The organism is Bacillus sp. B-jedd (assembly GCF_000821085.1).
Classification (GTDB): domain Bacteria; phylum Bacillota; class Bacilli; order Bacillales; family Cytobacillaceae; genus Bacillus_D.
The window spans coordinates 56,499-76,896 of sequence record NZ_CCXR01000002.1 but is presented as its reverse complement, the minus strand read 5'-3'; the positions used below and the strand labels follow the sequence as shown (position 1 = coordinate 76,896).

17 protein-coding genes are annotated in these 20,398 nt (G+C 46.8%); 11 read left to right on the top strand and 6 right to left on the bottom strand.

The genetic code is table 11. The features are described from left to right. Window positions 1-429: 429 nt before the first annotated feature. The 3 genes from BN1002_RS22160 to BN1002_RS22150 form a co-directional block, all read right to left on the bottom strand. On the bottom strand, window positions 430-1,338 hold the full coding sequence (locus BN1002_RS22160; protein ID WP_048828193.1) for a PucR family transcriptional regulator: 909 nt from the start codon (window positions 1,336-1,338) through the stop codon (window positions 430-432). Window positions 1,339-1,407: 69 nt separating this feature from the next. Further along, on the bottom strand, window positions 1,408-1,620 hold the full coding sequence (locus BN1002_RS22155) for a YheE family protein (RefSeq protein WP_048828192.1): 213 nt from the start codon (window positions 1,618-1,620) through the stop codon (window positions 1,408-1,410). A gap of 183 nt (window positions 1,621-1,803) precedes the next feature. Beyond that, on the bottom strand, window positions 1,804-2,106 hold the full coding sequence (locus tag BN1002_RS22150) for a hypothetical protein (RefSeq protein ID WP_048828191.1): 303 nt from the start codon (window positions 2,104-2,106) through the stop codon (window positions 1,804-1,806). A 123-nt stretch (window positions 2,107-2,229) separates the two neighbouring features. On the opposite strand from BN1002_RS22150, the gene recQ reads away from it, so the two are divergent. After that, entirely contained in the window at window positions 2,230-4,389 is a 2,160-nt protein-coding gene (recQ, locus tag BN1002_RS22145; RefSeq protein WP_048828190.1) for a DNA helicase RecQ, read from the top strand. 46 nt (window positions 4,390-4,435) lie between these two features. Here recQ and BN1002_RS22140 read toward each other — a convergent pair whose 3' ends face one another. Next, window positions 4,436-4,789, bottom strand: a complete 354-nt coding sequence (locus tag BN1002_RS22140; RefSeq protein WP_048828189.1) for a YjgN family protein — start codon at window positions 4,787-4,789, stop codon at window positions 4,436-4,438. 194 nt (window positions 4,790-4,983) lie between these two features. Here BN1002_RS22140 and BN1002_RS22135 point away from each other — a divergent pair, with 194 nt between their 5' ends. Then, on the top strand, window positions 4,984-5,742 hold the full coding sequence (locus BN1002_RS22135; RefSeq protein ID WP_231575131.1) for an ABC transporter ATP-binding protein: 759 nt from the start codon (window positions 4,984-4,986) through the stop codon (window positions 5,740-5,742). Between the two features lie 3 nt (window positions 5,743-5,745). Then, a complete protein-coding gene (locus tag BN1002_RS22130) occupies window positions 5,746-7,383 on the top strand; it encodes a hypothetical protein (protein ID WP_048828188.1) in 1,638 nt (545 codons plus the stop codon). A 537-nt stretch (window positions 7,384-7,920) separates the two neighbouring features. Here the strand turns inward: BN1002_RS22130 and BN1002_RS22125 are convergent. Continuing rightward, the gene (locus BN1002_RS22125) at window positions 7,921-9,282 is read right to left on the bottom strand and encodes a YheC/YheD family endospore coat-associated protein (protein ID WP_231575142.1); all 1,362 of its coding nucleotides are present in this window, start codon (window positions 9,280-9,282) and stop codon (window positions 7,921-7,923) included. 274 nt (window positions 9,283-9,556) lie between these two features. Here BN1002_RS22125 and BN1002_RS22120 point away from each other — a divergent pair, with 274 nt between their 5' ends. Continuing rightward, window positions 9,557-10,693, top strand: a complete 1,137-nt coding sequence (locus BN1002_RS22120; protein ID WP_048828340.1) for a DUF445 domain-containing protein — start codon at window positions 9,557-9,559, stop codon at window positions 10,691-10,693. A gap of 96 nt (window positions 10,694-10,789) precedes the next feature. Continuing rightward, entirely contained in the window at window positions 10,790-11,143 is a 354-nt protein-coding gene (locus BN1002_RS22115; protein ID WP_048828186.1) for a YlbF/YmcA family competence regulator, read from the top strand. A 42-nt stretch (window positions 11,144-11,185) separates the two neighbouring features. Here the strand turns inward: BN1002_RS22115 and BN1002_RS22110 are convergent, their stop codons facing one another. Then, a complete protein-coding gene (locus BN1002_RS22110) occupies window positions 11,186-11,869 on the bottom strand; it encodes a TetR/AcrR family transcriptional regulator (RefSeq protein WP_231575130.1) in 684 nt (227 codons plus the stop codon). Window positions 11,870-12,250: 381 nt separating this feature from the next. Between BN1002_RS22110 and BN1002_RS22105 the strand changes: the two genes are divergently transcribed. The 6 genes from BN1002_RS22105 (at window position 12,251) to BN1002_RS22080 (ending at window position 20,311) form a co-directional block, all read left to right on the top strand. Continuing rightward, window positions 12,251-13,819, top strand: coding sequence for a BCCT family transporter (locus BN1002_RS22105; RefSeq protein ID WP_048828185.1), 1,569 nt, complete (start codon window positions 12,251-12,253; stop codon window positions 13,817-13,819). 100 nt (window positions 13,820-13,919) lie between these two features. Next, complete coding sequence (locus BN1002_RS22100; RefSeq protein ID WP_048828184.1) at window positions 13,920-15,971, top strand: CocE/NonD family hydrolase; 2,052 nt, start codon at window positions 13,920-13,922, stop codon at window positions 15,969-15,971. A 33-nt stretch (window positions 15,972-16,004) separates the two neighbouring features. Beyond that, on the top strand, window positions 16,005-17,141 hold the full coding sequence (locus BN1002_RS22095) for a M24 family metallopeptidase (RefSeq protein ID WP_048828183.1): 1,137 nt from the start codon (window positions 16,005-16,007) through the stop codon (window positions 17,139-17,141). A 17-nt stretch (window positions 17,142-17,158) separates the two neighbouring features. Further along, complete coding sequence (locus tag BN1002_RS22090; protein ID WP_048828182.1) at window positions 17,159-17,671, top strand: DUF2179 domain-containing protein; 513 nt, start codon at window positions 17,159-17,161, stop codon at window positions 17,669-17,671. Between the two features lie 124 nt (window positions 17,672-17,795). Beyond that, a complete protein-coding gene (locus BN1002_RS22085; protein WP_048828181.1) occupies window positions 17,796-18,665 on the top strand; it encodes a Cof-type HAD-IIB family hydrolase in 870 nt (289 codons plus the stop codon). 128 nt (window positions 18,666-18,793) lie between these two features. Next, a complete protein-coding gene (locus tag BN1002_RS22080) occupies window positions 18,794-20,311 on the top strand; it encodes a coproporphyrinogen III oxidase (RefSeq protein ID WP_048828180.1) in 1,518 nt (505 codons plus the stop codon). Window positions 20,312-20,398 lie beyond the last annotated feature (87 nt).

Here is a 20,398-nt window from a genome sequence, read left to right as displayed (position 1 = left end):
GGATGACTAGTATTCTTGGAGGAAAAGTAGTGAAGAAACATGATGATGACTTGTTAAATTAACTGAAACATTGGCCAATTGACTAGTGAAAACTTACTAGATTTTTGTTTTTATATAGTAGGGGTCTGGCCCCTACTATATAAAAGTAGTACTAACTAGTAATTTTTTATTCTTAAAAAGCTAAAATCACTAGTGAAAATCAACTATTTTGTTGGGATTCAAAAATAGTGATGCTCATACCCCCTACTAAAAAATAGTTATTTAACCAGTAAAGTGCCCCAGGCAGACTAGTCCCGGTAAAACATATAAGGTTAAAAGTCTTTGAAGCAGTACACAAATCAAACTAGTCGTAACAAAAACATAAAGTGTTAAAAAACCAATCGGTTCATCCACATAATAAAAGCCGCAACCTCAGTTGCGGCAACTTATTCATTCTTGATTTCGATTTTTTTCATAAAGGAGACAGGCCAGATAGACAGTGAATGCAGAGTGGAAATCTTTCAGGCTGACGCCTGTCTTATCCGTGAATTTATCGACCCGATACTGGAGTGTGTTCCGGTGGATAAACAGTTTTTTTGCGGCCAGGCTCGCATTGGAGCCGTTCTCAAGGAAACCTTTCACGGTTGTATACATTTCGTCGTCGCTTCTGAACGCGTCGGCGAATTCGCTGTTGAGCGCATCGGCAAGCGGATCTGGCAGCATCGATGCTACGTAGGCAGGGAACACCTTTTCAAATGAATAAAAGCCGTTCGGATCGATGTGTTTTTTGCCAAAATCAAAATATCCCCGCTCCATGAAAAAGTGATCCGGAAGGGTTTCAGCAACCGGAAGTTGCCTGCCGATATAGGCAGCTGTTTTTACAAAAAAATCGCTTTCCAACGCACCGGATAATGATGCCAAGTCCTGTTCATCCAGCGAAAGGTTCCCTCTTTCAACCACTACCGCTCTATCATGACTTTCCCAAAAGACAATGATATCTTCTGGAAAAAAGCCTTTCAACGCGGTCTCCAGTCCTTCCCGTTCATCATTTTCACCATAAAACTGAAACTGGATGATTCGGGCGGAAGTTCCTTCTGCGCCGGAAGGCAACGAACCTCTTCCGAAAAGGTAATCTTTCCATTGCTGCAAAGCTGGCGCAATAGTTTCAGCCGGTGTTTCCACCCGTGTGAACAGTGAAGCCAGCAACTCCACTTCCTTTTCGCTAATCGACGCGGCCGGGATGGTGATCCACTCGGTTCGAGTTTCATTTTGAAAAATATACTGTTTTTTATCTTCAAGCTCTGGCAAATGATCCGAAAGGTGAGCTTCCGGATATAGCTTTAATAGGTTTGTGAACATGCATGTAACTCCCATTTTGAAAGTCGTTTACCATTATTATAGCAGTGAACCTCTTACTTGGAAAAAGCATTAACGGTCATACACGTGGAAAAGCATGAGTTCGTGGACCTGGGCTTCAAGGGACTTCCTGTCTGTCTCCTCAGGCGGGTTCTCCGCCCATTCAATTTTTCCATCCTGCAGATAACGGCCGGTGCGTCTTGATTTTTTGAAATAGAATGAAAACTGCCAGCCGGGAATGGCCTCGTTTTCATATAAAGGCTTAAATTGAAAATGTGTAAGCAATAGTATCCCCCCGCTTTATTCCACTATTAACGGCAGTAAGACCCCTATCCCAAGAGTAACGATAAAGATCAAAATGCCCATATAGATCCTTTGGCTAACCTAACCATCAATGGGGGATAAGGCCTCATTGATGGTTAGGTTCACTTTATTGTACCTTATAGTAAGAGGCGGGACGAGCACTTACTATAATGAAAAGCCAATCACCCGAAACAGAAGGGCAATAAGCCAGACAAAGGCCGAAACGGCAAAAACCAGGGAAACAAGCATTCTGATTGGCCATGCCTTCCAGCTGGCCCTGAGGCCGGGCAGTCCTTGCAACAGGAAGCTGGCTAAAAAGACAGCGAAAGGGAGCCAATCCAAGTATGATTTACGGTGGGAGCCATCGAGCGCATTGGAAATACCGATGGAAAAAAAGTAGAAGAACGCAATGGCGTGGACAGCACAAGCAAACAGGAATAGCAGCAATGTCCGCTTTTTCGAAAACATGATTAAAACCCCTTAACATGTATTTACTTGCAAAATATGTTCAGAACTAAACTTCGGTTAGCGAAAACCTCCCATTTTTCCGATATAATATAAATTACCATACGAAAGAAAGAAGGGTTCCTTTTGTTGCAAAAAGCGAATGACCTTTTGAAAGAATATTTCGGTTACACGTCCTTTCGGGAAGGGCAGGAACGGGCGATTTCCGCTGTCCTTCAAGGAGAAAATACACTATGTGTCATGCCGACAGGCGGAGGGAAGTCGGTCTGTTACCAGATTCCGGCCCTGATGCTGCCCGGCACTACGGTTGTCGTTTCCCCGCTCATTTCCTTGATGAAGGACCAGGTGGACACACTCGTCCAATTAGGGATCGATGCAACTTACATTAACAGTTCTTTAACGAGCCAGGAAGCATCCCAAAGGATGGAGGATGCCATCGCCGGGAGGTACAAGCTTCTTTACATTGCACCGGAACGCCTTGAGTCCCATTATTTTACTGACCAGCTTGGCAAAATAAACATCCCCCTCATCGCGGTGGATGAAGCGCACTGTATTTCACAGTGGGGCCACGATTTTCGCCCCAGCTACCGACATATAGCAAAAATGGCAGACGGCCTTGGCAATAAGCCGGTCATGCTTGCCTTGACAGCCACTGCCACCCCGTTGGTAAGGGATGATATTTGCCGTTCACTCGGTATAGAAATCGGGAATGAGATTGTCACAGGCTTTGAAAGGGAGAATCTTTCCTTTTCCGTCATTAAGGGCCAGGACCGCGGCAAGTTCCTGAAGCAATTTTTGCAGCAAAATGAAAGTGAAACAGGGATTATTTATGCTGCCACAAGGAAAACGGTCGATCAGCTGTATGAAAGCCTGAAAAAAGGCGGCATTCCGGTATCCCGCTACCACGCCGGGATGAGCGACGCCGACAGATACAGCGAGCAGGAACGCTTCCTCAGGGATGAGTCGGCCGTCATGGTCGCGACCTCCGCGTTTGGAATGGGAATCGATAAAAGCAACATTCGCTATGTGGTCCATTATCAGCTTCCAAGGAATATGGAGAGCTATTACCAGGAAGCGGGCCGCGCGGGGAGGGATGGGCTTCCGAGCTCCTGTGTTGTTCTCTATTCCCCGCAGGATATACAGGTCCAGCGCTTTCTGATTGAACAATCAATCGAACGTGACAGGGCTGCTTCCGAACTTGAGAAGCTGCAGGGAATGGCCGATTATTGCCATACGGAAAGCTGCCTCCAGGAATACATTCTTCGCTATTTCGGCGAAACGGACACCGAACCGTGCGGCCGCTGCGGCAATTGCACGGATACGCGGGAAAGCGAGGATGTCACGAAAGAAGCGCAAATGGTACTATCATGCATCATCCGGATGGGGCAGCGTTTTGGGAAAGCCATGACGGCCCAGGTGCTGACCGGCTCGCAAAATAAAAAGCTGATCGAATTCGGCTTTGATAAGCTGTCCACATACGGAATCATGGAAAACTGGTCCGCCAAGGATGCCGGGAGTTTAATAGAGTTTTTGATTTCCGAAGACATGATTGGTGTCGAGCACGGAACCTTTCCAACAATCTACGTTTCTGCAAAAGGCAGGGAAGTCCTGAAAGGGCAGCTCCAGGTTTTCAGGAAGACAGCCATAAAGACCGCCGAAATTTCCACGAAGGACCCTCTTTTCGAAGAGCTGCGCAGTTTACGGAAACTGCTTGCCGATGAAGCGAATGTCCCGCCTTTCGTCATCTTCTCGGATGCGGCCTTAAAGGATATGTGCCTGAAATTGCCGCAATCGGAAGATGAGTTCCTCGAAGTCAGCGGTGTTGGTGCGGCGAAGCTGGAGAAATTCGGGGCCGATTTTATCGGGGCGATAAAGAAATTCATCGAGGAAAATCCGGACCGGGAGCCTGTTTTTGCAAAAGAAGAACTGGCCAAAAAACGTCCGGCCGCCAAACCGACAAGCGATTCGCATCTTGAAACTCACAATCTCCACCTCGATGGGTTGGCGATTGAAGACATTGCCAAAGAGCGCGGCCTCGCCCTCAGTACGGTTGAAAACCACTTGCTTAGCTGCCATCAGCACGGCCTGCCGGTCCAGTTCGAAAAACTCATCCCTGAAGAGTTCATGCCAATGCTTGAGCAGGCGGTTGAGGAGGCAGGCAGGGAAAAACTGAAGCCAATCAAGGAACTCCTGCCCGAAGAAGTTTCCTATTTTATGATAAAAGCATTTTTGATCTTGGAGAAAAGCCGCATTAAAGGAATAGAAACTAGTAATTCAATATTTTAAAATATAAAAAATGCTCATTGGCCATGAGCATTTTTTATATTAATACTTATTCAGCAAATGTTGTATGTTTGGCCTTCCACTTTTCCAGAGCGATAAAAAGCCAAAAAGAATAAATACCTAATGTGATTATACAAAAAAACCACCATTTAACCCAATTTCCGAAAAGGCCGATTGCAGTTCCGTTAAACTTAAGCCTTCGTCCTTCAACAACAGTGTGGTTTATTTTCCAGCCGTAAATCATTGTAATTGCCCAAGGGTAGCAAATCCCAAATGTACAAACGGTCACCAACCACCCAAGTAATGTCCAACCTATGTATTGTAAAAGTCCTCCATCAAAATACGATTTGTTCGTGCTGGTTGAGATAGTAGGTACATTCTTAATAATTACCTCTGCGTTCATTATTCCACCTCCTTCCATTTATTAATAATTATTCCACATTAACTTCGGATACTCTAGTGACAGAAATGAGAACTCTTTTAACTCCCTTAAAATCTAGCGCCTATGCAAAACAGAGCCCCAAATGTGTTAAAATATTCCTATATTCACAGAAACGGGGGATCCTTATTTTACATACAGAAGAAGTCGTACTGTCTTTGAAAGGCCTGAAGAAAAGTTACGGAGCAAAGGAGGTCCTGAAAGGGATCGACCTCGATGTTACCTGCGGGCAGATCATCGGGTATATCGGGCCGAACGGAGCAGGGAAAAGCACAACGATCAAGCTTCTTCTTGGGCTTGAGGAAGGCTATGAAGGCGAAATTGAAATTTTTGGGCAAAAGCTGCAGCCCGGAGATTATGAATATAAAAGAAAAATAGGTTATGTTCCTGAAATCGCCGAGTTATATGACAATCTCACCGCGATTGAATATTTGACCTTTATTGGCGAGCTGTACGGAATGGAAGCATCAAAAGCGGAAGCCAAGGCGAAACGGCTAATGCGGGCTTTTGGGCTTGACAATGTGTTTTACAGCAGGATTTCTTCCTTCTCAAAAGGGATGAAGCAAAAGGTGATGATCATCTCCAGTTTGCTCCACAATCCCGACCTTCTTTTTCTCGATGAACCTTTAAGCGGCCTTGATGCCAACTCGGTGATGATTTTCAAGGAGATCCTTTCCCAACTGGCGGCCAGCGGCAAGACAATTTTTTACTCCTCGCACATTATGGATGTTGTAGAAAAAATAAGCAGCCGGATCATCCTCATCAATGGAGGCAAAATTGTCGCGGATGGCAGCTTCGAGCAATTGCAGAAACAGAATGTTGAGGGGTCGCTTGAACAGATTTTCAATCAGTTGACCGGGTTTGATGAGTTTGGGGATTTAGCCGGCGAATTTGTATCGATTGTCCGGGAGGTGTAACTCTTGGGTGACTTCAGGACTCTGAAAGTGCTGGACAGATTGGACTGGCTGTTTGTGAAATTCGGCGCCGATTATCCCGCCATGCGGAAAATACTTGCCATGAAGATGACGATGGATCAGCGAAGAGTACCGACCATCATGGGAGGAATGAGGAAAAAGCAGGAGGATCCTTCCAAGGAAGAAAACCGTTTTATGAAGTCTCTCTGGATTTATTCAATTTTTGGTCTGCTGCTCTTGCCGCTCATCCTGATCGGCGATCATTATTTAGTGCAAATGACCGTCTTTTTTGCGATTCTCATGTTCTTAATTATGACGTCGATTGTGTCCGATTTTTCCTCGGTCCTGCTCGATTTAAGGGATCGGCATATTTTATTGGCCAAGCCGGTAAGCAGGAAAACGCTCAGCTTTGCAAAAGCTGTCCATGTCGCCATTTATATGTTTTTTCTAACGATTTCCCTGGCTTCAGTTCCGCTTGTCGCAGGGCTAATCAGGCATGGTCCGGTGTTTTTTTTCGTTTTCCTTCTCGGACTGTTTTTTGCCGATTTATTGATCCTGGCGGCGACTGCGATGGTTTATTACTTTATCCTTCGCTTTTTTGATGGTGAAAGGTTACGGGATATTATTAACTATGTGCAGATTCTCTTATCTGTCTCGCTCGCACTTGGCTATCAGCTCGTGGGCAGGTCATTTCAACTGATTGAAATGGAAGGGGTGGCTTCACCGCACTGGTGGCAGGCCTTCCTTCCGCCAGTTTGGTTCGGTTCGCTTTTTGAAGTGGGGCTGAAAGGGTTTTGGGCACCGCAGCTTGGATTGTTTGCCTTGCTTGCGATAGCATTCCCGATTGCTGCCTTCGCGCTTTATATTAGGCTAATGCCTTCTTTTGAAAGCAAAATGCAGAAGCTTTCCTCGGGAAGCGGCCCGAGCCGAGTCAAAGTCCCGAAGCTCGATTCGAGACTTTCAAAAATCCTTTGTCCCAATCCGGAAGAGCGGGCGTTTTACCGATTCGCTCTGGCGATGATGAAAACGGAACGCGATTTCCGGCTGAAGGTGTATCCTTCCATCGGCCTTTCCGTTGTCCTGCCGGTCATCCTCGTTTTAAACCGGCTTCAGTGGGATTCATATGCAAGCCTAGCTGGCAGCAAACAATATATTTCCATCTACATGGCGGCAATCGTCATCCCGACCTCCATCATGATGCTGAAATTTTCCGGCCGCTACAAGGCGTCGTGGCTGTTCCGGGCTGCGCCGCTCAAATCGTATACTTTCTTGTATAGCGGAACATTAAAGGCGTTTTTCATCCGGCTTCTCCTGCCCGTATACATTCTCACCGGCGCCATTTTTTGTGCCATTTTCGGACTGGACATCCTGCCAGACGCCATCGGTGCTTTTCTTGCCGCAATCTTTTACACGGTCCTATGCACCTACTTGCTGAAGGGTTCGCTTCCCTTTTCGGAATCGTTTGAAGCAAGCCAGGAAAGCGAGGGCTGGAAAACGATGATTTATCTTATTCCTATGTTCATACTCATGGGCGTCCACTATTTATTTACACTCTTCCTGTACGGCAATTATCTATTTGTCCTGATTATGCTGCTTGCAGCATCGATTTCTTGGAGAGTAGCCGCTCGGAAAATATGGAGATAGAATTGACGGAGGCTGCGGGCACATTAGGTGTCTGCAGCCTCTTTTGCCTGATTAAGTTGCTTGTGAGGGGGATTTATACCATTCAGGTGAGGGTGGCTAGTGATTATTAACTAATTAATCCCCCTGATTCACTAGTTATTGTTTAATTTATATAGTTATACTTTGTGAATTAACTAGTGGAATATCACTATCCGATATAGTAGGGGCCAGACCCCTACTAGATAAAAATAATATTATAGCCAATTTTCACTAGCCCATTTGACGAAATTCCCAATGAAATTACTAGTTAATTAACTATAGAACCTTCACGAAAAGTAGTAGGCGTCAGACGCCTACTACTTTTTGCGAATTGGATAGTAAGTTTTCACTAGTTATTTTTGCAGAAGGGCTGGTTTATCAGGAACTTTTTTGCAAAAATGAACTAGTTCATTTTCGCAAATATTCCTCAAGGAAAACAGAACTCTTGAGGAATGCAGCCTTAACCCTGTTCATTTTGCAAAAGAACCTCAAGCAGGCCCGGTGAATGGGGCTGCGATGTCACTTATACACCTCACCGGGAACCAAAACCGCTTTCTCTGCGAGATGGATGCAGTAGTCGATTGTCAGCTTCCTAGTCAGCGCTTCATATGTCCGGAGGCCTTTGTGGTGGAAAATCGATCGGCCGGGTTTTGAGTTCACTTCAAAAAGCCAGACGATGCCGTCACGGTCAAGGCCGAAGTCGAAACCCAATTCTCCGATGGTTCCATCCATTTTTCCCTCAAGAAGATTGCTGAGCTCCAGGGCCGCCGTTGACAATTTCCGTTCCACTTCCTTCGCTTTCTTTTCGTTGAAGAGCTCCTTCAAAGTGTGGATGTCCCCACCGCTCCTAACATGGGTGGTGATACTGCCATTCCCCGCCATCTTGCCGGCGATGGCTGATACCTGCCAATTGCCCTTGCCGTCTTTATTCGTATGGACTCTGAAATCAACGGGCCGCCCATTGACTTTTAAAAGGAGAATTCGCTGCTGGACAAGAATCTTTTTCAGTTTTGATTCGTTAAACATTGTGGAGATGAGTGTTTTTAGATTTGTGAACTTTAACAGCTTGTTCTGCCCCTTATTATCACGATAGCGGCAGTAACAGGTGGAGCCGGGAAATTCTGCGATGACATGGCGGATGCCCATCCCGAGAGTTCCGTTTGCCGGCTTTAAATAAATGGAGCCGAATTTATCAAGGAGCCTTCTTGTTTCATTGACAGATGTAAATAACATCGTTTCCGGCATATATTTTTGTGCCTCGGACACGCCACTGAGCCGGTTCATAATATCGAGTTTATTGAAAAAACCGGGGTTGAACGAGGGGATCATATAATCATTTGCGAGCTTCTCTTTTGCAAGCTTTGCTTCTGGCCTGTTTTCACTTTTTCGTGTTGGGAGCCGGTCATAAATGACATTTGGTAAAGGGGCGGTCCGTGTTTTCCATTTTCCTTCTGCAAAAAAATATCCTTTTACGAGGTTTTTCTCCCAGTCGATCCCATTGGCGGTAAAAAGGTAGCCTGCCGCGCCGGCCTCCGTACAGGTGCTAAGAAGTTTTGAGTAAAAATGTGACCTATCCCCGGCGGGCTTTTCGGAAGAGTCAATTAAATTCGATGTAAACAGGCCAATTAACGGTCCAAGAAACAACGTGTCCCCATCACAAAAAAGCCCTGCTTTATCCATGTACTCGGGAAAATGAAGCGCATCTGCCACTAATTTGCTGATGGCGGCGGTTTCTTCATTTTCCGGATTCGGCAGGAGAACAGCCTCTATCAGCCCTGAGCCAAAGGCGATTTTTTTGATAGAGGTACCGGGGGAGAATCCGCGGGGATAATAAAAGATAGGCTTGTCATGATCCAGCGTTTCAATCGGGTATACGCTCACCAACAATCTCACATCCTTCTCTGCCCGGCCTCCCTAGTGGAGGGGGCCGGCAAGGTAGTTGCCTAGTTTCAAATTCAGGTTGAAGGGAAAAGTTTTGCATGAAGCCCCGGAAGCAGGAATGAGCGGCGGGGCGATGGATGTATAGCAGCCCCCTATTTTTTATAAATAGGGTGAGCCTTTGCTAATTTGGGGTAAAGATGGGCAAAAACTGATATAGTATCGTATGTACAGGACAAGCAAAATGTTCGTGTTATTTTTCGGAAGGGTTGATTACATGAATACAGCAATCACAATCTTGTTTATGACTATAATTGGCGCCATAATCGGGGGATTCACAAATCACCTGGCGATTAAAATGCTTTTCAGGCCGTACAAGACTCTTTATATCGGCAAATGGCGGGTTCCGTTCACTCCTGGTTTAATTCCGAAAAGAAGGGATGAACTTGCGCACCAGATGGGCAGGATGGTTGTTGAACATCTTGTGACCCCGGAAAGCATCAGGGGCAAGTTTATGCAGCCCGAATTCCAGCAAGATATGACCGAGCTCGTCAAAAAGGAGCTGCGGACGTTTCTTGAATCAGACATTACAATCAACAGCCTTCTCGATAAAGCAGGGATCGCGAATGGGGCGGAGCGAATTGAAAAAAGGATTGGCCACTTCGTTGAAGGCGTTTATGAAAAGGCGATGGGGCAATATAGAGGGCGGCCGATTGGCGAAGTCGTCCCTCCAGCTCTCCTCGAGGGAGCGGATAAAAAAATCCCGGAAATCAGTTCGTACATCCTCAGTAAGGGAGCAGATTATTTCTCGAGCTATGAAGGCAAGGCGAGGATACAGATTTTGTTTGACGAATTTTTCAAGGACAAAGGAATGCTTGGGAATATGCTTCAAATGGTGCTTGGGAATGTTAGCCTGGCAGACAGGATCCAGCCGGAAATCATTAAATTCTTTAAAAGTGACGGCGCGCACGGGTTAATTACCAGCATATTAAGGAAAGAATGGGCCAAGCTTCTTGAAAGGGACGCGGCGGAATTGGAGAACATGGCCGGAAGGGAAAAAATCGTCAATTCTCTTAAGGAATATGCGATCAATCTGGCTGATGCCGAAAAGCTTCTTACGACCCCTGCGTCAGAATTGCTTGCCTCGTATAAAGAGACAATTCTTGACCGGATGGCACCTAATCTAGTCGTCATGCTTGGGGATTGGCTGACGTCTAGGATCGAAATGATGATGGAAAAACTACGTCTCCAGGAACTGGTCCGTGATCAGGTTGCGACATTTTCATTGGAGCGCCTTGAGGATATGGTGCTCGGCATTACGAGGAGCGAACTGAAAATGATTACTTACCTTGGCGCTCTGCTGGGCGGCTTGATTGGGATATTCCAAGGCATATTTGCGATCTTCTTTTCATAATATATACCGTTATGGCCTTTTTGCCGGGCATTCCATTCATTACGGCTGTTTGGTATAGTGAACAGGTATGCCACATTTGAAAAAGGAGTGTTACCATTGGCAGTTAATTTGTATGATGCCGCATATGAGCTTGAAAAGGCGATTCGCCAGAGCAACGAGTATAATAACCTGAAGCGTGTTTACGACGAGGTGAACGCGGACGAATCGGCGCGGAGGATGTTTGAAAACTTCCGCCAAATCCAAATGAACCTCCAGCAAAAACAGATGATGGGACAGGAAATTGGCGAAGACGAGGTTGTCCAGGCTCAGAAATCAGCAGCACTCGTCCAGCAGCATCCCGCAATCTCAAGACTGATGGAAGCGGAACAAAGGATGGGCATGGTCATTGGTGAACTCAATCAGCTGATTATGAAACCCCTTGAGGAGCTATACGGTGTTCCAAAGCAATAATTTGAAAAATCCCGGCAAGCGCAAGATGCTTCCGGGATTTTTTTATGAACCAATATCTAACTTTTGAAAGTGGAAAGTTTTTTCATTCGTAACGATTTGCGTAATGTAATCCATTGTTATTCTAGCAGCTTCATCAGGCTGATAATCCCTGCGGTTATTGAGGATATTCGTCAGCATTCCCTGCCAGATGAGGATGGTCAATTCGTTGATCGCATCAATATTCTCCTCACTGATATACCCTTCCTTCAAGGCAATCTCCAGGAAAGACCTTCCCCGTTTCGTCACGTTCCGCTCAAATAAGATCGGCTTTAATTCCTCCGGTATTTTAATCAGCTCATTCGGATAGAGCTCGTAATAATGCTCAAGCAGTTTTTCGGGCTGGTCCCCTAAATCCATGATAAAGACAGCATGGAAAATCTCAGGGGTCTTAAAGGAATACCGGCAAAAGCAATCCCATGCCTGAAGGTATTTCTCTAGTGGATTTCCGCTGCCTTCCAATATTCTGGAGACTTCGTCAGTATACGGTTTAAGGAATTTCATAGACGCAAAGAAGATTAGATGAGAAACCTCAGAAAAGTAGTTATAGAGAGTAGCACTATTGTACCCCGCTCTGTCGGCAACCTTTCTGATGGTAATTTTATCAATTCCTTCTTCCTCGATAATTTCGGATGTGGCATCCACAAAGTAGCGCCACATACGGCCCATTTGGATCTTTTTTTTATCCAATACGATCGCCTCGCTTAATAAAATTCAGCCATTTTGTTTTCAGATAATTTGTATACTTAAAAAAATATATGCTAAGATAATCCTATTCTAAAAAATAATCATGATTATTTTCTAATCAATATTATCACGAAATGGAGGCATTTGGAAATAAATTAATCAAAAACTTTTAAATTAAAGGCTTTGTAATCCTTGATTGTTGATTTCCACTCGGGGACATGCTTTCCGCGGGGCGGACCGTGGAGCCTCCTCGGCGTCATAGACGCCTGTGGGGTCTCCACGTGCCGCTTCATCCCGCCGGAGTCAGTCCCCTCCGTTCCAATCAACTTCTTGAAAATCAACACTCAAATTTAACTGAGCCAATCTAAAAAAGAGGTGAAACATATGGGGAAGGTAAAAATCGATCCGGTTGTTTTTTGGTCATCATTAATTGTTATTGTAGCTGCTACCTTACTGCTGGTAGTAAATCGGGAAACTGCGGAACCCGTACTGAACAATTTAATGACAGGAATTACATTTAAACTAGACTGGGCGTTTCAATTTTTAACTGCGGGTTTGTTTGTTATGCTGCTATGGCTGATTTTCGGCCGATACGGACGCGTAAAGCTTGGTGAAGGGAAGCCGGAATTCTCCAATTTCAGCTGGGGAGCCATGCTGTTTTGCGCGGGAATGGGGACAAGCATTATGTTTTGGTCCATTATGGAGCCAATCTATTATTATACCGGCCCGCCGTTCGGCATTAAACCCGAGAGTCCAGAAGCTGCCGAGTGGTCTGTTGCTTACGGCATGTTCCACTGGGGGATTTCCGCCTGGTCGCTGTATGCCCTGCCTACAGTAACGATCGCCTATTCATTTTTTGTCAAAAAGAACACTTCGCTGAAAATCAGTACAGCATGCCGGGGAGTACTTGGCAAACATGCTGATGGCTGGCTTGGCAAAATCATTGATATCCTTGTCATCTGGAGCCTTGTTGGGGGACTTGGCACATCGCTTGGACTTGGAGTTCCAATGATATCCGCGGTAATTGGCGAAATTCTCGGGATGAAACAGTCACTTGGATTAAGCATCATCATTATTGCGATCTGGACAGTCATCTATTGCTCGAGTGCCTATCTGGGACTTTATAAAGGGATCCGGAAGCTGAGTGACATCAACGTCTATCTTGCCCTCGCCCTCGCACTTTTCGTTCTTATTACCGGGCCAACAATCTTTATCTTATCCTACTTTACAAACAGCTTCGGTTTAATGCTGCAAAATATTGTCCACATGAGTTTTTATACAGATCCGATTTCGAAGGGTGGTTTCCCGCAATCGTGGACGGTCTTTTATTGGGCCTGGTTCGCGGCGACAGCCCCATTCATGGGATTATTTGTCGCCCGCATTTCAAAAGGGCGCACGATCAGGGAGCTAATCAGCTCAGTCCTCCTGTGGGGAACAGTCGGAAGCTGGCTGTATTTCGCTGTGTTTGGCGGATATGCGATGCACCTTCAATTGAATGATATTATTCCGATTACGGACATTCTTGAAGCCAAAGGCGGCCCGGCAACAATTGTTGAGGTTCTTAAAACACTGCCGCTCAGCAAAGTCGTCCTCATCTTTTTCGTTGTCCTCGGGTTTATTTTCCTGGCAACTTCATTGGATTCGGCGACCTATATTCTTTCAGCCATCGCCACAAAGGAATTAGTCGGAAAGCAGGAACCTGCCCGCTGGCACCGCCTATTATGGGGAGCTGTTTTGGCGGTAATGGCTGTTGCCCTCCTGATGATTGGCGGTTTAACGGTGATTCAGACATCATCTGTCATCGTCTCTGTTCCGGTTCTGGTTATTTACCTGCTTCTTGCGGTTTCACTAATAAAATGGTTGAAATCGGATTTCGGAGACAATACCGCCAAAAGGGAAATCCTTTTAGAGGAGCACCAAGGCTTAGCGGAAAAAGGAACCGAGTCGGCATGATGAAGAAGGGCATGGTGGAAGGAAACTTCGCCATGCCTGGATTCTTGTACATAAGTTTTGAAATTTGACTGAGACAGCACACTTGCTTGGAGGGTTTACAATGGTTTTTAATGTGAGGGATTCCAACTTAACAATTAAGACAGAGTTTCCGAGGAAAGTCCGGGAAATAGAGCATATCTGGATTCCAATGTCCGATGGCACAAGGCTATCAGCAAGAATCTGGCTGCCGGAGGATGCAGAGCAGAATCCTGTTCCCGCGGTCCTCGAATATCTTCCTTATCGGAAAAATGATTTTACGGCACTGAGGGATTCGATCCGCCATCCTTATTTTGCCGGACACGGTTATGCAAGTATCCGGGTTGATATGCGCGGCGCGGGAGATTCCGATGGCATTCTCTATGATGAATATTTGCCCCAGGAGCAGGAAGATGCACTGGAGATATTAAGCTGGATCGCCGCGCAGCCATGGTCGACCGGATCTGTAGGGATGATTGGGAAGTCATGGGGTGGTTTTAACGGACTGCAGGTTGCGGCGAGAAGGCATCCCGCTTTAAAAGCGGTCATCACCCTCTGTTCCACGGATGACCGGTATGCGGATGATGTCCATTATATGGGTGGCTGCATGCTCGCATCCGATATGCTTTGGTGGGCTTCGACGATGCTGGTCTATAACGGGCGGCCCGCAGACCCGAACGTAGTCGGGGATGGATGGCGCGAGTCCTGGCTTGAGCGGCTCGAGAAAACACCGCCATTCGCAGAGGAATGGGTGAGGCACCAGCGCCGTGACGCTTATTGGAAACATGGTTCTGTCTGTGAAGATTATTCCGATATTACTATCCCGGTTTTTGCAGTCGGAGGCTGGGCTGACGGGTATACAAATGCGATTCTCAGGCTGCTTGAAGGTTTGCCTGGCCCAAGTAAGGGATTGATTGGCCCGTGGGCGCATGAATATCCTGAAGTGGCTGTACCGGGCCCGGCGATTGGCTTCCTGCAGGAATGCCTCCGCTGGTGGGACCAATGGCTTAAGGGCATTGACACGGGGATTATGGATGAACCGATGCTTCGGGCGTGGATGCAGGAGAGTGTGCCGCCGCAGGTTGATTACGATGAACGGCCTGGACGCTGGGTGGCAGAGAAGTCGTGGCCTTCGCCAGCGATTGACCCGGCTTCACTCTGGCTTGAAGGGAGCGGGCTGACAAACGAAGTTCCCGAGGGCAGGGAGGAAGTGACAGTTTCCAGTGTCCAGCAGCATGGCCTTTATGCGGGAGTTTGGTGTCCGTTCGGCCAGCCAGGCGATCTTGCTTCCGACCAACGTCTTGAAGATGGGCTATCCGTGACGTTCACATCCGAACCTTTGGCAGAACAAATGGAGATTCTTGGGTTTCCTGAAGTCGAGGTTGAGCTTTCATCCGACCGGCCTAACGCGCTGATTGCAGCAAGGCTCTGTGATGTGTCTCCTGATGGTGCCTCCACTCTGGTCAGCTGGGGCATGCTCAATCTGACCCATCGCGACAGCCATGAACACCCCGTCCCGCTCGTTCCGGGAAAAAAGTATACGGTAAAGGTGAAGCTTAACGCAATTGGTCACGTCCTGCCTGCGGGACACCGATGGCGGGTGGCGCTATCGCCGACGTACTGGCCGCATGCCTGGCCATCACCCGAACCTGTAACCTTGAAGGTCTATCCTGGCAAAACTACGAGGTTGCTGCTTCCTGTCCGCCCGCCCCAGGAAATCGACGCACAGCTTCCGGCATTTGGTGCACCTGAAACCGCTGCGGTTGCTGAAAGGGAAATTTTAAGGGCTGAAAGCAGGATGAGGAATGTCCATCATGATTTAATTAACGGGGTTTGGGTTCTGGAAGATTTTTCAGATGAGGGAGCCCGCCGTCTGCCATCGAACGGACTCGAATATGGCAGCACAAACCGGAATGTGTACACGATTAAGGAAAATGACCCGCTATCCGCGGAAGTGCGCTGCGAGTGGACATTGGATGTCGGCCGCGGTGACTGGCAGACAAGCCTGAGGAGTATAAGCCTGATGACTTGCGACGCAGATAATTTTTATGTCTTAAATGAACTTACCGCATTTGAAAGCGGGGAGCAGGTATTTACGAAAACCTGGAAAACGGAAATTCCTCGTGACCATATGTAGCAGTTAATTTTGCCAGGAGAGCGGGGATAAACAGTGAACATTGAAAATAGGCTTGTTGAATTCAGAAGATTCATGGCGGAAAAGGGAGCCAGGCTCAGCCTGATCTGGGAGCCTGATAATCAATTTTACTTGAGCGGCTTCAGGGCAATCAGTTATTCACGCCCAATTGTCACAGCAATCGGCGAAGAGATGGCTGAAATGGTTGTTCCCGGATTGGAGGAGCTTCATGCGTCTGACAAGGCGCAGGTGGATAAACTTCATGTTTACCATGAACAGCTGTCCTTAAGGGACAAGGAAGTTTCCTATCTTGGCCACCTGAGCCGGCTTCATAAGAAATATCCGGCCGGGTCGAGGGTTGGAGTGGAACTCGCCAGCTTGCCAGCGAATGTCTATATTTATTTGAAAGAATTCGGCTTCGAACTGATAGATATTGGCGAAAAGATTACCGCCATGCGCGCAATCAAGGATGCGTCGGAAATCAACCTTTTGAAAATTGCCGGAAAACTTTCGGATTTTGCTATTGAGGTATCCCTCAAACATGCTAGAGTAGGAGTCAGTGAGCTTGAGTTCGATTCATACGGGGATAAATTTTTGCTTGAAATCGCCTCGAAGGAATATCCTGAAGAACTGATTGGGTATGAAGACTGGACCTGTTCTGGCGCCAGGCGCAGTGTCATGCCGCATCTTTATTCGAGTACGAGAAAATTCGTGAGCGGTGATGTGGTCATCCACAGCCGCCAGGTTTGGTTCAATGGCTACAGGGCCGAAAACGAAAGGACGTTTTTTGTCGGAAAGCCAAGTGAACAACAGAAGGATTTGCTGAAACTGGCGATTGAAGCGCAGCGGGTTGGCATGGAATTGATCAGACCGGGTATAACAGCCAAAGAGGTCGATATTGCCACTTACCGTGTTTTTGAAAAAGCGGGTTATGGGGAATATGTCAATCACCGCGTTGGCCACGGGCTTGGATTATCGGAGCATGAGGAGCCATATCTTCGCTTTGATAACGACCTAATTTTGCAAGAGGGCATGGTCTACACTATTGAACCGGGAATTTACGTGCCGGGACTCGGAGGATACAGGCATTCCGACACGGTCATCCTTACTGAAGGCGGCAGCTTTTCCATTACTCAATACCCACGGGAGATCGAACATTTGCTTTTTGATTAACAACTGAGGTGAACGCATTGTCATCTATTATTCTGACTATCATCGGCATTAATATTTTGTATGTTTCGTTGTTTACGCTCCGGGTCATGATTGTTATTAAAGGCTACAGGGTGCTGGCGTCGATCCTGTCGATGGGCGAAGTTTTCATTTACTTGATGGGCCTGACGATTGTCCTTGATAATCTTGATGAGCCCATCAACATTGCCGCTTACTGTTTCGGCTGGGGGCTTGGCGTTTATATAGGCAGCAAAATTGAAGCATATCTAGCATTAGGTTATGTGGTCGTGGAAGTTATTGTTGATTCCCTTGATACTACTTTACCTGTAAAAATCAGGGAACAAGGCTACGGGGTGACTTCATGGCTGGCTGACGGAAAGGATGGCAAAAGGCTTGTGATGAAGATTCTAGCAAGGCGGAACCGTGAGCCGAAACTGCGAAAATTCATTACATCCATCTACCCGAAAGCGTTCATGATCTCTTATGAACCTACACAATTTAACGGAGGCTTCCTCCTGAAGAGGCTTGGTTGATTTGAATGGCAAAGGGCGCAAACATTGTTTTGCGCTCTTTTTTTTGCCTGGATTGTTCTAGAAAAATCCTGAAACTCATACAAGTTTAAATAAGGATGATTCCATCAGGACAGGGGGCACCACTATGATTTACCGTTTGCTGGCATTAAATATAGACGGCACGCTTTTAGACAGCGCCGGAAAACTTCACAAATCAACAAAGGAAGCCATTCGGTATGTCCAGCACAAAGGAGTCCATATCACCCTCGTGACATCGCGCAATTTCGCATCGGCCAAAAAAGTCGCACGGGCTTTAAAACTAAAAGGACTTTTCGTCTCCCATCACGGGGCTTATATATCCACTCCTACCGGCAATCCGGAATATATTAAGAGAATCAATGAGGACGTCACTTATGAAATTGTCAGATTCCTTGAAGGGCTGCAGTGCCAAATTCGCCTTGTCCATGAGAAATTTTCACTCGCGAATAAACTGCACCTCAATAACAATCTCCTCGCAAAAGCCATTTTCACTTCAGGCGATCCGTTGTCCTATTCGCACCAGTTCACAGCTGATTTAAGTGATTCGCTCGTTGATACCCCAGTCTCCCCACCGAAAATTGAGGCGTATTTTGAGTCGGAAAAGGAACTGGAGGATGCAAAGGCGGCCATCAAGACGATGTTCCATGAAGTTGAGACAGTTGACAATACAGGACTTAAACTGGATATTGTGCCTGCGGGCGTATCGAAATTGTCAGGTCTTCTCTATATTTGTGACCGGCTTGGAGTGAGTCCGAAGGAAATGGTAGCAATCGGGGACGGGCTGGACGATCTTCCGTTCATCGAGGCCGCAGGGCTTGGGGTCGCAATGGGCAACGCGCCATTTGAAGTGAAACGGGCGGCCGATTGGGTAACCCGCTCGGAAAATGAACATGGAGTGGCGTATATGGTGAAGGAACATTTCAGAAGGCAGCATCCAATTCCTTTTTTGCAAAAAATGAACATCCTGAAGAAATAATGAACCGCGGCAATGGCATTGAGTATGCCAATGCCGCTTTTTATTTTCCTGCCATATTTTCCATTATATTGACCTTGCATACCTGATTCTGTACACTTAAGGAAGCAAAAAAGTAAAGGTGGATGAACGTGCGAATTACAATTACAGGCCTTTCGGATGAACGGTTTGAGCGGCCGCTGCAGCTGATTGCCAACCTGTTTTTCGAAGAATCTGAAATTTATTTAAATAGAAAAGAAGAATCCGATATCTCCATCGCATTCACCCTCGATTATAAGGGGAAGGAACTCCATGTTTCCGGCATTCTTGTAGATGATGGCGATAAACAAATCGAAGAAAACCACCAGGCAGCCATTGACGGTTCCCTTTCAGAAAAGGAACAGTTCAAGGCGGTGAAAAACGCCGTTTCCCAAGTTTACCTGAAACTGCTTCAGGAGCTCACAGGCATCACGCAAAAATGGGGCATCCTCACCGGTGTCCGGCCGACAAAGCTGTTGCACCGCAAGCTAAGGGCAGGCGTGGAACCAGAGGCCGCCAAGAGGGAATTGGCGGAAGAATACTTAATTACTCCGGAAAAAGCGGAATTAATGCAGCAGATCATTGACCGCCAGCTTGACGCGATTCCGGATTTATATGATTTGAAAAAAGAAGTCAGCATTTATATTGGCATCCCTTTTTGCCCGACAAAATGCGCTTACTGCACGTTCCCTGCCTATGCGATCAACGGCAGACAGGGTTCGGTCAATTCCTTCCTTGGCGGGCTGCACCATGAGATGAGGGCTATCGGCAGCTGGCTCAAGGAGCAGGGCATCACAATAACGACCGTGTATTACGGGGGCGGCACGCCGACAAGCATCACTGCGGAAGAGATGGATATGCTTTATGAAGAAATGCATTCTTCCTTCCCGGATGCGAGCCAGATCAGGGAGATTACCGTTGAGGCTGGCAGGCCGGATACGATTACGCCTGAAAAACTGGAAGTGCTGAAAAAATGGAATATCCATAGAATCAGCGTCAATCCCCAGTCGTATATCCAGGAAACCCTGAAGGCAATCGGCCGCCACCATACCGTCCAGGAGACAATCGACAAATTTCAACTCTCAAGGGAAATGGGCATGGACAATATCAATATGGATTTGATTATTGGGCTGCCTGGCGAAGGGACGAAGGAATTCACCCATACATTGAACGAAACCGAAAAGCTGATGCCGGAATCGCTCACCGTCCATACGCTTTCCTTTAAACGCGCGTCGGAAATGACGAAAAATCGCGACAGATATAAAGTGGCGGATCGCGAAGAAGTCGAGAAAATGATGGGGCTGGCCGAGGAATGGACAAAGAGCCGCGGCTATAAACCATATTATTTATATCGGCAAAAGAACATCCTCGGCAATCTCGAGAATGTCGGCTACTCGTTTCCGGGCCAGGAGAGCATCTACAATATCATGATCATGGAAGAGATGCAGACCATTATAGGGCTGGGCTGCGGGGCGTCCAGCAAGTTCGTCCACCCTGTAACCGGGGCAATCAGCCATTTTGCCAACCCGAAAGATCCAAAGTCATACAATGACAGCTTTGAGCATTATACAAACGAAAAAATAAGGATTCTCGAAGAACTTTTCGCGAATAAAAATGAACCCGCACTTTGATGCGGGTTTTCCTTTGTCGTTGAAGTCCCGTAAATCCATGTGTTCAAATATTGTGACTATTTTGCGAAAAGGATTACGGACGAGGTG